The sequence below is a fragment of the Spiroplasma clarkii genome (genome assembly GCF_002795265.1).
In the GTDB taxonomy this organism is placed as follows: domain Bacteria; phylum Bacillota_I; class Bacilli_A; order Mycoplasmatales; family Mycoplasmataceae; genus Spiroplasma_A; species Spiroplasma_A clarkii.
Window position 1 is genome coordinate 275,360 of sequence record NZ_CP024870.1, and the last position, 14,470, is coordinate 289,829.

9 protein-coding genes are annotated in these 14,470 nt (G+C 28.0%); 8 read left to right on the plus strand and 1 reads right to left on the minus strand.

The features are described 5' to 3' along the window. The first annotated feature begins 36 nt into the window (after positions 1 to 36). Positions 37 to 1,323 (plus strand): hypothetical protein, encoded by a 1,287-nt coding sequence (locus SCLAR_RS01220; RefSeq protein ID WP_100254137.1) that lies wholly within the window; start codon positions 37 to 39, stop codon positions 1,321 to 1,323. Between the two features lie 25 nt (positions 1,324 to 1,348). Here the strand turns inward: SCLAR_RS01220 and SCLAR_RS01225 are convergent, their stop codons facing one another. After that, positions 1,349 to 3,250: a M13 family metallopeptidase gene (locus SCLAR_RS01225; protein ID WP_100254138.1), complete on the minus strand. Its 1,902-nt coding sequence runs from the start codon at positions 3,248 to 3,250 to the stop codon at positions 1,349 to 1,351. Between the two features lie 149 nt (positions 3,251 to 3,399). On the opposite strand from SCLAR_RS01225, the gene SCLAR_RS01230 reads away from it, so the two are divergent. The 7 genes from SCLAR_RS01230 to SCLAR_RS01265 all read left to right on the plus strand — a co-directional run bounded on the left by SCLAR_RS01230 (position 3,400) and on the right by SCLAR_RS01265 (position 14,442). Beyond that, complete coding sequence (locus tag SCLAR_RS01230) at positions 3,400 to 6,126, plus strand: 2-oxo acid dehydrogenase subunit E2 (RefSeq protein WP_100254139.1); 2,727 nt, start codon at positions 3,400 to 3,402, stop codon at positions 6,124 to 6,126. 315 nt (positions 6,127 to 6,441) lie between these two features. Next, positions 6,442 to 7,362: a hypothetical protein gene (locus SCLAR_RS01235; protein WP_100254140.1), complete on the plus strand. Its 921-nt coding sequence runs from the start codon at positions 6,442 to 6,444 to the stop codon at positions 7,360 to 7,362. Positions 7,363 to 7,706: 344 nt separating this feature from the next. Further along, positions 7,707 to 8,633 carry a hypothetical protein gene (locus tag SCLAR_RS01240; protein ID WP_100254141.1) on the plus strand — a complete coding sequence of 309 codons (927 nt, stop codon included), beginning with the start codon at positions 7,707 to 7,709 and terminating at the stop codon, positions 8,631 to 8,633. 279 nt (positions 8,634 to 8,912) lie between these two features. Further along, entirely contained in the window at positions 8,913 to 9,236 is a 324-nt protein-coding gene (locus SCLAR_RS01250; RefSeq protein ID WP_100254143.1) for a hypothetical protein, read from the plus strand. 323 nt (positions 9,237 to 9,559) lie between these two features. Continuing rightward, complete coding sequence (locus tag SCLAR_RS01255; protein WP_100254144.1) at positions 9,560 to 9,790, plus strand: lipoprotein; 231 nt, start codon at positions 9,560 to 9,562, stop codon at positions 9,788 to 9,790. A gap of 63 nt (positions 9,791 to 9,853) precedes the next feature. After that, positions 9,854 to 12,106 (plus strand): hypothetical protein, encoded by a 2,253-nt coding sequence (locus SCLAR_RS01260; protein ID WP_100254145.1) that lies wholly within the window; start codon positions 9,854 to 9,856, stop codon positions 12,104 to 12,106. Then, complete coding sequence (locus SCLAR_RS01265) at positions 12,106 to 14,442, plus strand: hypothetical protein (protein WP_100254146.1); 2,337 nt, start codon at positions 12,106 to 12,108, stop codon at positions 14,440 to 14,442. The genes SCLAR_RS01260 and SCLAR_RS01265 overlap by 1 nt, the downstream gene beginning before the upstream one ends. Positions 14,443 to 14,470: the final 28 nt, after the last annotated feature.

Here is a 14,470-nt window from a genome sequence, read left to right on the forward strand (position 1 = left end):
AAATAATGATATCATAAAATAAATGGAGGTGTATGCATGAAATTTAGTAAAAGTACAGAATTTTCAATAAAACTAACAGTTTTAATTTTTTTAATGGCTTTTTTAATTTTTGATTTTTTTGTGCAGTTATACTCCCCAAAACATAACCTCACAGGTGTGCCATACTATCAAAGGTTAAATATTAACTATGCCTTTTTTACAACTCAATCTAACTATTTAGTGGTTGCTTACCTATTTTGTGTAGTTTTTTTAAAACAAAGTTACAACAAAAAACCACCCTTTGGAATTGAACTGGCAATTACAGTTTACATCACAGTGACAATGCTGGTTTTTTGATTTGGTTTGCTAGCCAGTCGAGATGAAATGAGTGCATATAACGCTATTAACTGAATTTCAACAGTGATGCTTCATGCAATCATTCCTTGTTTAATGATTGTCCAGTTTATTTTATCAAGTGGTGACTATTATCATGGAATGCGAACTCATGCAAGATTTGGAATGATTGGAATTTCTATGTATCCACTTTTCTACTTGATTTATTCAGTAATTAGAGGTGAATTTAGGTTCCAAGAATATGGTCCAAGTTTCTTTTCTAAGGTTTACTCATATAATTCAGTCACGAATACGTTTATTGCTGACTGAAATAAGGTCACAGGAGGAGGTTTTGGAGTTTATGTTGGTCCAAATATGCAACCCTTTACCTCACAGATGTGGTATCCATATTGATTCTTTAACTTACACAAATATGATTTAGTGGCCTTTGATGAATTTGGAAACCCACATATTTGAGCCTCTTCTCAATTTAGTATGGGTTTGATGATTTTCTTCTTTATCTCAGCTTGCATAATTATCACTACTTTAGTAATTAGTTTACAGTTTTTTTATATTGCTATTAACAATAACAAGTTCTATCGTTGACACGATATTAATGAAAATCTTTTAACAAAAGCAGAACATGATTATCGTATGGCATTGCAAAGACAAAACCGTTATCAAAAAATACAAGAGTGAAAGAATGTGATTAAGTTACAAAGAACTGAGACACAAGTTTTTAAACAAAACTTAGAAGGGCTTTCCACAGAAGAAAAAGCCCAATTAATTCTTGAAAGAAAGAATAAAAAAATACTACAACGAAAATTAAAAGTGGCTGAAATTAGAAATGCGCGGAATAAGAAACGCCAAACTCGTCGTGAAATTCGTTCAATGTTAACCAATGTTAAAACAGCAGATCGTGTTTTTATCAAAGAAAATATCCGTGAGGCTGAACGTTACAAAAAACTTGTTAAAAAAGGTGTCTTGATTAGTAAATTAGAACCAGATTAAAAAAACGGCCAAACCGTTTTTTTTGTTATCAAATTTTAATTCTTTCCTCTTTGACTTTATACATTAAGTCACCAGGTTTAGTTTCATAAACTTCATGATAAAGATCAATGTTTACTAGCACTCCATTACATCTAAAAATTTCAGGTGAATGGGGGTCAATCATTAAACGAGTATTCATGTTTTCTGGTGTTGAAATACGTCTTCAAACAAAGGCATAATTTTCAAAAAATTCTTTAACTTCATTTGGACATTGTTCTAGACAAATATCCAAAGCAGCATTTAATCCACCAAGGTCTCCAATATTTTCACCAAGAGTTAATTTTCCATTAAGTTTTGAGCCATCAACTTCATATTGACTATATTGTTCAACTAGTTTTTGAGTTCTTAAATTGTATTGTTTGTAATCTTCTTCAGTTCATCAATCATTTAAGTTTCCATCTTTGTCAAATTTACTTCCTTCATCATCAAAACCATGACTAACTTCATGACCAATAACTGCTCCAATACCACCAAGGTTTTTTGCATGTGATTGGTTTATGTCATAGAATGGTGCTTGTAAAATTCCTGCTGGAAAACAAATCTCATTTGATAAGGGATTGTAATAAGCATTTACAGTTTGGGGTGTCATATACCATTTAGTTTTATCAACAGGTAAGTTGATTTCTGCCAAAGCTTTTTTGGTAAAGTGTTTTGAAATATTTAAGATATTTTCAAATAAAGACCCACCTTCAGCATATGATCTAATTGTAATTTTTGAGTAATCTTCAAATTTATCTGGGTAACCAATTTTGATTGCAAAAGTTTTAAGTTTCTCAATTGCTTTTGTTTTTGTAGCAGAAGTCATTCAGTCTAGATTTAAAATCCTTTTTTCATAAACTTTAATTAAATCATTAACAATTTTTAAAACATCTTTTTTTGAAGATTCAGAAAAATGTTCTTTAACATATTCTTGGCCAACAAGTTCACCAACTAAACCATTGGTAAAACTAACAGCTCTTTCTTTAACTGGTTTCATTTCTGTAACTCCATTGAAAACTGAACCATAATTGAAAGCAATTTGTTCCATTTCAGCAGTTAGCATACCAGTATAACCGTCAATGATGTCAAAATAAATTAAATCTTTAATATCATCAAGGCTTATTTTATCAAGCATTTGACTTAAATCTTCAAAAAATTTAGGTTCTGAGACAATTATTTTCTTAGCTTTGTCATATCCTAAGGTTGCTAAGTATTTTTGTCAGTCAATAAAAGGACACATTTTTTGTAAATCTGCAATTGTATAGACATTGTAGATTCTTTCAACATCTCTTAACTCTTCTTGACGTAACATTCCTTTTGTCAATGTTTCTTCAAAGTCATAAATTAATTTAAACAAATCATTAGTTTTAAATTTTATTTTTGAATAATTTGCTAGTTCAATAATGTATTTTTCATAAGCTGTTTTGATTTCTATATGTCTTGGGTGAGTTGGGTCATAAAAGTCTTTATCACTCATACCCAAACCCATAGAGTTGATAGTAACTGCTCTAAGGTTACTATCTTTAAAATCTGAATCAATCCCTTTTGAGTGGAAAAATGAAATACAATATTTTTGATTCATTTTAATCAAAAAATCTGTAAAATCTTTTTTATCTGTTAAGGTTTCAACCTCATTTAAAACATCTTGAATTGGAGTTAATCCAGCTTTGTTTCTAGCATCATAATTTAAGTAGTTTTTATAAGTGTTTACAATTCTACTTTGATCACTTGTTAAAGAACTACTTGCAGCTAATTTATCAATTAAATTATTAACATCAGTAACTGCTTTTTTGCTTAGTTTTTCAAAACTACCTCAAGATGAATATCCTGGTGGTAAACATGCTCCATCACATCAATCTTTATTAACAAAGTTATAAAAATCATCTTGTGGTCTTATTTTTTTATCCATAATTAAAATCGCTCCTTCACAAAATAATTATAATCTATTTTTAATGTAAAACCCCTTGAATGTTATATAATTAATAATGGTTTTATGTCAGTTAAGCACCTGAAAAAATCTAAAAAAAATGGTATAATATGTAGGAGTGGGGATTATTTATGGTACACCAAAGGGCTAGAAATTTACCAACTAAAGGAATTGTTGTTGAATGGTTATTCACAGATGATACCATTGCCTTTGGTGCTGACTTTGCTCGAGTTTTGCTTGAAGATGGGACTGACTTTATTGTTAAATCGAATTACAATGGTGTTGTAGTTAAAACCATAAGACTAAATTCTCCCATTAAAAATGGCAGCATTTTAGCTAATGTACTTGTTGGGGAAAAAGAAATAGCCAAGTATAAAAATAGAAATTTTTTAAAAGAGCATGTGCCTCCGCAAATAAATGAATTTATGCCAGAGGACTTTAAGGTTAGTGAAACCAATGGTTTTAATGATCTTGATGCAGAAACTAGTGGGGCACTAGTTTCTGGTGAAATCAGCGAACCTCAACCAGCTCTTTTACCAAAAGTTGAGGGGGAAACTATGCCAAGTCAAAGCTTAGACAGATTTGCACAAATGCGAGCAAATATTCGTGACTCAATTAAAAATGCTCCCCAAATTAAAAATGAAACACCCATTAGTCAAGAAGAACTTTTAAAAATGGATAAAGCAGCCATTGCCAAAGATGAGGGTGCCATTTTTTCAAAAAAAGATGGAGTAGGTCCAAGTAAATTTCGTCAACTAGTTAATGCTCGTAAAGAAGCCTTATTACAAGAAAATAACTTTAGAGAAGTTCAAGAAGAACCTGAACTTAATGCAATGTCAAAGACTGATGAAAAAGGTAGACCACTTATTATGAGAAATATTATTGCTGCCAGAATGGAAAAGTTAAATGATGCTGGTGGAGATGTCAATGTTTTAAGTAATGAGACAAATGATTCAACAAAGATTGGAGGTCAGAGTGAAATGATAAATAATAATATCAATGATCAAAATAAGGCACAAACTGATTTTCAGTCTGAACCCCAAGATATTGGTTCAACAACTTACAGAGGGACAGTTTTACCATCAGTAAACCCAAATCAATTAATGGGTGCAATTCAAAATAAGTCAAATAAAACTTATGCTGAAGCTAAACTAACAAATTTGTATGATCCAACTAAAAGAAACTCAATTATTGCCAAAGGTAATGAGAGAAACATCATAAATCAAAGACGTCAAGCAGTTGAAGCTGGTTTATTAGATGGTAGCGAACCAAAAAACCCTGATTTGGCTTTTTGAAAAGGTAATTTACCAAAAGAGTTTGCTCAAGTTGTGCCTTATCAAACAGAGAGTGGTGACATTAAGTATGTTTCTTATGATCAAACCCCTCAGGGAAAAATTGAACTAGCTGAGTGAATTAAAAATAATCAAAATAAAAAACCCCAACAGTATCAAAATCAAGCAGTTACACCCCAAACAACTCCTAACTATAATTTTCAACCCCAAAGTTCTCCTTTGGATGTTACTCAAGAATGAGATCTTCATAATGCAACCCCAAAAGTATTGCAACAAGATTTAAACCAAAAATTAAACCAACAAGAGGTGCAATTAAAAGCGGTTGCTGGCAAAGAGGTAGCGAATGAAGCTATTGAGTTATTAAAAAAACAAATTGCAGATTTACAAAGTTCTTTAGAAAAACAAAATCAGTTAAATGCAGCTACTCAAAGATTAAATGCAGCACCAACCTTTGGAGGAAACTATGCAGGTGGAACTGATACATTTTCACAATTATTTCAATATATGATGATGCAAAATATTATGCAAAGTATGCCTATGAATAAAAATTCAAGTGAAGATGTTAAGGATGTTATTCGTCGTGAAATTGACAATTTCAAAAATGAATTAAGACCAGGTAATCAACATTATCACAATAGTCCCAATCAATGTTATTGTCAACAATCTCAACCTTACAATAACTTTCCACCTCATGAACACCAATTTCACCAACCAAATTATCCAGGATTTGACCCTCACACCACACAACAATTTGGTGCTCAAAAGAAAAATTATGCTAATCAAGATTGAAATCAAATGCAAGCAGTCAATTTTGAAAAACCTCAAACAGAAACCACAGGCTATTTAGATTTTGAGGGTAGTGATGCTAACAAGATTGTTAAAAGAGAAAAAGTCAATAAAAACAGAAATGCTGCTGTAAAGTCAATGATTTTAAGCCAAAATTATATTCCACCATTGACTATTTCAACTGAAATTGATATGTCATCAATTTTGAAGTTAAAGCATGTTTTGAAAAAAACTCAAACAGAATTAAAATTTCCTTCAATTGCTTTTATAGCTAAAGCTATTTCTTTAACTTTAGGAGAATATCCAAAGTTAAATTCAAGTTATGATCCTGAAAGTAATGAAGTTATTATTAAAAAATACCACAATATTGGTTTAGCAACTGAAACAAGTGAGGGTTTAATAATTCCTGTCTTAAAATTTGTTGAAAAACTATCTGTTAAAGAAGTAGCAATTGATATTAAAGAGATGACACAACGTTTAAGAACAGGTGAACTTTACAATTATGAAACTGAGGGTAGTACTATTACAATTGCAAACTATGGAAGTATTGGAGCAATTCAAGCAACACCAACAATTTTTTACCCCAATGCTGCTGTAATTGGAGTTGGAAAAGTAATTAAAAAACCAGTGGTTGTTAGTGATGAAAAACTAGCAATTAAAGCCATTATGAATATGACTTTAACTGTTGATCAACGAATTATTGATGCAGCAGAAGCTGGGCAATTCTTAGCTAGGGTTAAAGAGATTTTAGAAAAACCTGAATTCTTAACAATGTCTTAGAAAAAGAAAACTCTAGAGCTAAAATTTTTAAGATTTAAATTAACCCACACAAACCTGTGTGGGTTTTTTTATTAAGTACTTTTCAAAAGGCTAATTATATTAATTTTGAATAAATTCTCAGTTTTTAAGAATATGTAGATTTGTTTTTGGTTATTTTAAAAAAAATTAGATTTATTTTAATTGTTTTTAGATTATCAAGATACTGATAGTGTATAATAAATACGTAAAAACAAGAAACACTAAAATTAGATCAAAATCATGCAAGTCACTTAGTATTTTACTACAAACAATAGATTCAAATTATGGGGACAAATTATGAAGTTAGAAGAAAAAATTGCAAAGTATCATCTTGAAGATTTAATAGATTTTAAACAATTAAAGATTGCTGCAAAACCTTTTTTATATGCAACTTTGGTCATAGCTATGGCATTATTAATTGAATTAATTTTGTCAACTTTTAGTTTTTTATTTCTTCTAATAGCACTTAATTTTTTGCAGAAACAAGAAGCCTTTGATATATTTCAATCATTTGCTATTGCACTATTCTCTACATTAGCATTTTTAACAATTCTGCTTCAAATTAATATGGGAATCTATTTTTTAAAAATTTTAATTCAAGGAGAGTTACTTAAAAAAAATCAAAAACTTCAAGCTGAGGTAAAAAAAATTGACAAACAACAAATTTACAATAATATACTTACAGAAATACTGGGTGAAAAATCCTCAAGTTTTTTATCGACAGACTTGCTAATGAAAGACCTTTATAATAAGGTAGAAAATTTTCAAAACCAAGAAGTTGAAAAATATAATAATCTTAAAAGAGTTTTTGAAGTAAATAATCAGAGATTTGTTTTGGCCTTTTATTTTGAAAAAGCCAAAATTAGTGTTTGAAAAATCATTATTTTATCAATCATGTATCTTGCCTTTGCCTTTGCAGGAACAGGTCAAGATTTAGATCCCATGATAAATGATTATTCAAATGCAGATATAGATTTTGAAGCAGATTCTTGGAAAGTAAACAAGATCCCAGTCTATAGTGGGGTTTTATTATTTTATGATCAACAAAAGCAAACTAGTTCAGAATTTGTTAATTTAAATTGTACTAAAGTTAAAAACTTTAAAATTGAAACCTTTTGTAAACTTGGACCTAGATTTACTGTCAAAAGGTCAATTTCAAGATTGATAAAAAGTTATGAAAAGGAAATTCTAGCCATTAAAGAAATCATTAATTCATAGTTTTGCTTATCTCTTAATTTTAAATTTATCAGGAGGTTTTGTAATTTTAAATTAGCTTGATATCAATACAATAACATTATTGAGAATTTATAATGATATTTCTTTGAGTTGCTTTTAGAAATAAAAAGGATAATTATATGAATTTTGAATAAATTCTCAGTTTTTAAGAATATGTAGATTTGTTTTTGGTTATTTTAAAAAAAATTAGATTTATTTTAATTGTTTTTAGGTTAACAAGGCACTGATAGTGTATAATAAATACGGAATACACAAAAATCATTAAAATCATGCAGGGTACTTAGTATTTTACTACAAACAATAGATTCAAATTATGGGGACAAATTATGAAGTTAGAAGAAAAAATTGCAAAGTATCATCTTGAAGATTTAATAGATTTTAAACAATTAAAAGCAGCAACAAGACTTAAACAACATATAATTTTGACCATAGCCTTCTGAATATTATCTGAGTTGGGCATGTCACTTTTGGGTTGATTACTTGTCTGAGAAACAATTATTTTTATGAAATTCTGAAATTCAAGTGGTACAGGATACAAAATAATTGTTATATTATTTATTTCTGCAATATTTTTACTATCTGTTTTTCAAATCTGTATTTTTGGAAACTTTTTAAAAAGTTTAATTCAAGGAGAACATTTTAAAAAAAATCAAAAACTCAAGTATGAGGTAAAAAAAATAGATACTGAACAAATCTATAACAATATTCTAAAAGAAATACTGGGTGAAAAAAGTTCAAGTTTCTTATCATTAAACTCAAACATTAAAATATTTTCAAGTAGTGAAGAAACTTATAGTAATCAAGAATTTGAAAAATATAAGGATCTTAAAAGAGTTTTTGAAATAAACAACCAAAAATTTGTTTTAGCTTTTTATCTCGAAAAAGCTAAATTAAATATTTTTAGAGCAATGAGATTGGTTGCTTTGTATCTAACAATGGGAATATTGGTAGTTGCTGCGGTGACAAATCCAGCTATACTCTCAAGAGGTAATTTAACTTATACACCTGAGTCATGAAAAAAGAATTGATTCCCAATTTATGGAGGAACAATATTTTTTAAAAAGACTAGTCTTGATCAAGATAACTTAGCTGAGAATGAGTTTACTGATTTAAATGCAATTGAGATTAAAAAATTCAAGGTTGATGCTTTTCGTGAACTAGGACCTAGATTTATTTTAAAAAAATCAATCTTAAAACTAATAAAAAATTATGAAACTGAAATTCTCACAATTAAAGAAATAGTTAATTTATAATTTAAAATTATCAAAATATCAAGAGTTAACTCACAAAGGAGCAAAATATGAGAGGTTGTTATTATTGTGCTAAACCATTTGAAACTGATGAAAAATTCTTTATTGTTGATTGAACTTCACCTCAAAAGAATAAGTGTCTATTTCATAAGAAGTGTTTGATGAAGATGATTATTAGAGAGATTGGTTATTTTCTAATATTTTTTAGTTGTTTGCTTGTCTTTATACTTTTACTGTTGTTTATAAAATTTTGACTAATATAGTTTGAAAGGAGTTAAAAAAATGGAAGGTTATAAAATTTGTAAAAATTGTAAGTGAGAAATACTAGATTTTTTGGACCCAGATGTTTTGTGTCAGCATTGCCTGAGTGGAACACCAACCACAAAACCAGTTGCAGTTTTATGTTTTAAATGTAAAAATTTTATTAAAGATGATGAAATCTTATTGATGCGTAATTCAAGAAGAGGGGTGTCTCAAGCCCCATACCATGACAAATGTTTTTTAAAGGCACAAAAATGAAGATATGCTTGAAGATATATTATGTGCACTTCTATTAGTATTATTTTAACACTGAAATTTTTGATAACATTTCTTAAATTCTTATAATTATTATTAAAACCAGATTTTGACAACTTTTGATATAAGCAAGCATTTAAAAAAGACTAATTCTTAGTCTTTTTTTTGAATGATTTTGAATGATTTTCTTGTATTAGTGATAATAATTTTTAGTTATTTAAAACTCTTAACACTGATTAATTGATAATTTTGCTTACCTATTTTATCACAGTGGTATTTTTTGAAAAAATTTAAATAATTTGTGTTAAAACCCTTAAAACACACTCGTTAGTTGAAAAAAATTTTTAAAAATAATTAAATGCGTTATAATTTTTTTGGAGGTAAGTGATTATTATTTAATCATAAATTTGAAAATGAAGAAATTATTGAGTATTTTAGGAACAATAATGTTTTGTTCCACTTCAACAATTACTGTCATTTCATGTGGAAGAGCAGTACCAGATTTTTCTGGTTCTGTAAGTAGTCCCGAAACTGAACATGGGAATGACAACTACTATTATGAGCTTTTTGGTAAAAAATTTAGTACAAAAACTGATGCAATTAATCATTTTACAAAAGTTGAAAGTGGAGTTGAGATAGATTAAACTAAATCATACAGTAATAATCTGAAAATTAATGAAACTAAATTTTCAGATTCCAATTCTTTAATGAATTATATTAATGAAACTGTTCCAATCAAAGAGTTAGTAACAAATAAAAATGTTGATAAGTATATAATTGATGGAATGAATCAACTATCACCAAATGTTGTTGGTGATAGTAATGAGGAAATACTAGTTTATAAGGATAAAAATGGCAATGCAATTTACGATAAAAATTCTGAAATTGCAAAAGAGTATGCTAAGAATTCATATTATTCAAGTATTAATGAAAATTTTTATGTTGACGGTAGAGTTTTTAAAACTCTAAATGAAGTTGCAAACTACTACCAAACTAATTTTTTAAATAATAAAGATAATGTTATTAAACAAGATCTTTATTCATTTAATAGTGTTTCATATAACAAAAATGAATTAAAAAGTAAAATTGAGTCTTCAGTAAAAGCAGCATATAAATATGATGAAACAATATTTCTTGACTCAGAAATTAATCAACCAAATTTGATAACACCAAATTATATTGATAAACAAGCGATTAAAAAATACTTTAAGTCACCAGGTAAATATTTAGTGGAAGCACGATCAAGTGCTGGAGGAACTTATACTGGGGATTTAATTATTGATTCAGAAACTAATCTTGAAGATGTAATTCATAATGAAAATAATTGAATAAAAACTGGTGAGTATTCAGAGGACATTTATAAAGTTGTGCAAAATTCAGCAGTTTCTGCAATTATGATGGGTGTGGCCCCATTAGTGGAAAGACTGTTAAACATCAAAGAAAATGATGACAATAATGGAATAAAAGCATGTTTCAATAATGGTGATGATTTTACTTTAAAATCAATGATAACATGTTTTTCAAGTGAAAGTGACTACAGTAGTTTATTGTCTATCATTCAAAAAGAAGAATTAATGGCAGAAACCACTCACATAATTAGAAATCTTAATAATGTTGAGTCATTACCAATTAATGAAAAAGCTACAATTTTTATTTATCAAATGAGAGAAATGTTTAGAAATGTTGAAATTAGTTATGTAGATAATTTAGAATGAAACCGTATAGTAAAAGTTATGTTTAGTAATTTTATTGTGGGAATCAATTCATGAAATGCTTTAATTGAAGAAATTGGTGAAGCAGATATTTTACTACTTGCTGATTACTTTGTTGATAAGAATTCATTTGATAGCATTATTAACCAGTATGTTAATAAAGCTCAAATACAAGCAAAAGTAAAAGACTTTGCAACTGAATTAAGTATTGCTATGGATTCAGAAAAACTAGCATTTAAGAAAAAAATATTTGATACTTCAATGGAATTAATCAGTCAAGCAGCAGATATTGCAATCAATTATATAATGGAAACTGCTTTGGATTTAGCAGAAGCAATTCCTGTTATTGGAGATATCTTAGAGTTTGCAAGAGACTTTAATATTAGAACTACAATGATTTATGAGTTAATTTTACCAAATAGTGATAAAAAATTAACTTACCAAATGAGTCAATGGTTCTTTGAAAATAAAAAGTTTAAACCAAAAGAAATATTTAATGTTTTTGAAATAAAAGAACCAAGAAAAAATGAAACATATATTTTAAATGGTAGATACTATTCAACCTATGAAGCTGCAAATGAACAATTAGTAAAAGATATTGTTACAAGAACAGTTTTACAAGGACCATATTATTATTTCATCCGAGGACAAGTTGCAATTAAAAAAGAGAATAAAGAAGAACTAGTTGATTATTGGATGGATAAAATAATTAGTGAAGGACAAGTGGAACCAAGATACTTAGATTATTTTGGTGGGGTATTTGATTCTAGGGATGAAGCCTTAGTATCAATGCGTGAAAAAATTAAAGATGAAGATAATTTTAAAAAAACTTATTCTTACAGATATGGACAACTGAATGACAATGAGATTTTCTTTGATAGTTTAGATGAAGCAAAGGCCTTTGTTGATGAAGACAATCCACTGACTGTAAAAAAAGTGAGTGTCACAGAGTTTATTTCAAATTCAAAATTTGATGAACTTTATGATTTAAGTCAATTTGAACAAAAAATTTGTAGTTTTGAACTATATGGTATGGAGTACTTTTACAAAAATAAAGATGACGCTTTCTTTGCCATTCTAAAAATTCTTAATTTTAGAAATGAACTAGTTACTACAGAAACTCTTAGCTATTCACTGAATGGTTTGGAATTTGAAAACATAATTAAATATGTAGAGTATCTAGAAGAAAATATTGTTTTGGTTGAAACCAAAACACAAAATAATAAATATGAAGGGGTGAATTTATAATGTTAATACATAAATTAATTATAGCCGGACTTAGTTTATCTATTTCAACACCATTGGTAGCTTCAACTTATCAAGTTGGTAGTGCAAACACAAATCTAGTCATGGATCAGCTAAAAAAAGATATTTTAGATAATTCAAGGTTAATTGGTTCTGAAAAAAAATATGTTTACAATAACAAAGAATATAGAAACAAAGACAGTATTGTGGCCGAAGAGTTGAAAAAGAATCCAATAAAAGTTAAAAAAACTTTAAGTGATCCTTTAAAAATTGTTTCAAATTATGCAACCAACCAACTGGATGAAACTAAAATTTATGATACTAATGCAAGTAATTTAGTTAAAGTTTATGAAAATGCCTTAGGAAATATAGTTTTACCAAGTTGTCGAGAAATTGGTGACATAAAAGGGTGTGTAAATTCAACTGAAGATGCTCACTCAAGAGCTGTTAACAGCTACATAAATCAAGGACTTTTAAGACCAGAATATTCATATGATTATGTAAATTGATTTGAATCAATTGATGAAGCAGACATTGCTTACAACAAGGCAAACTATACTGTAAATGATTCACTATTTTATTTATATAATGGTCAATACTTTAATGCTTTTAATGCAACAGATAGAGAAAAACTAAAAACCTTACTGGTTCCTGGTTATAGATATGACCCTATTAAAGGATTGAACCCAAGTTCAAGTGAAAATGAGGTTGGCAACTTTTTAAAACCATTTAGATATGCAAGAACACATTTTGCAGATTATTTTAAAAATAATTTTAAAGAATACTTTATGAGTAATGCATATCAACAACCTGACATTGTTGAAGACAAAGTGAACCAGAACAATCTATTAAACTTCACCCGTGAATTTGAATTTACAATTCAATCAAACAAAAGCGAAGCAGATAGAAATCAGTGATTTGATATTACCAATTATGTTGGTGAAGACATTGTTGAGTTTGATACATCAAACTCTAATAATGTAAAAATAAAAATTAAAAGTAATGTTGGAAAAGATTTTAACATTAATCTTTTTGAAAAAGAATTTAAGGATAAATCAAATTGAGAATCAGAAATGGTTACTGGACGTTGCATTTTAACCACATCAGATAAAAGAAGAAAGCATCATTTTACTTTTAAATCAAATGATGAAGAGTGATTTAAAATAACTTTGGATACTACAAATGATAGTGGTGATGGTTGTCCAGAAGGTTATCATGATACAACTCCATTAAATACCAAAATTGATGTTGGTGGATTATCAAATTCAAATTTCAATTTTTCATGAAACGATAATAACAAGTTGCTTGGTTTATTTAAAAAAACATATGGTCTAGAAAATGAATTCTCATCAAATGATATTTTAGAACACATGAGAGCTGAGTCTATTAAAAATAATAATTCAGGTTATGGAGATGCAAATTTTTATAAAGATTTAACATTAAAACAAAATATTGCTAATATGAGTGCTTTTAACAAAAATAGTATCTTTGAATTTGTTTGACAGAGATTTGCAGAAAAAATAACTAGCATTAATCATAAAGATGCTCCTGTAACTGATGACTGATTATATGGAGAACAAACAGGATCTGATGGACAAGATTATGCATATTCATATGTAGAATCAAATCTGAACTTTAGTGGACAACTGCTTAAAGAATCTGCTGGACTTAAAGATAGTGATGAATTACCTTATTCATACAATAAAATTAATTTTACAACTAACTTAAAAAAATGAAAAAATGATTTTTATGCATTAAGTTATGAAAATAACTCTGGAATACCAATGCAAAGAATGTATTATGTAAATGATAATGAAGACATAACAAAATATTCAGATAACTTTGGAAACAATGTTTCTTCATCTCACAATCAAGCAGTGCAAATAGCACAAGATAGAGAAAACAAAGTATTAATAAAAAGATACAAAATGTATGACATCAATGGTAAAGAAATAGTAATTGATGAATCAGATTTACAAAAAGCAATAAAAAAATTAAAAGAACAAATTAGTCTTGAAAATATCTTAATTCATAAAAATGAATTAAGTAATATGGTTGATCAAAAAACCAGTAGATCAAATTTAATAACAAGCAAAGAAAGTTATGTATATTATTTTAATGGTTTAAATAATAGAGAAATGTATTTTGGAGACTACAGTAGTGCCAGAGAAATTTTTGAAAATCAAATTTCATTAATTACTGGAATCTCTGAAAAAATGGTTTCAAGTTATGTCTACTCATTTGTTTATGAAGGAAAAGAGTATACATATAATTATACTAATGAAGATAATATTGATGATTTAGTAAACAAAATCAAAAAAGATTTGAATAGAGATTAGGAGAAATTTATTATTAAAAAAATATTAG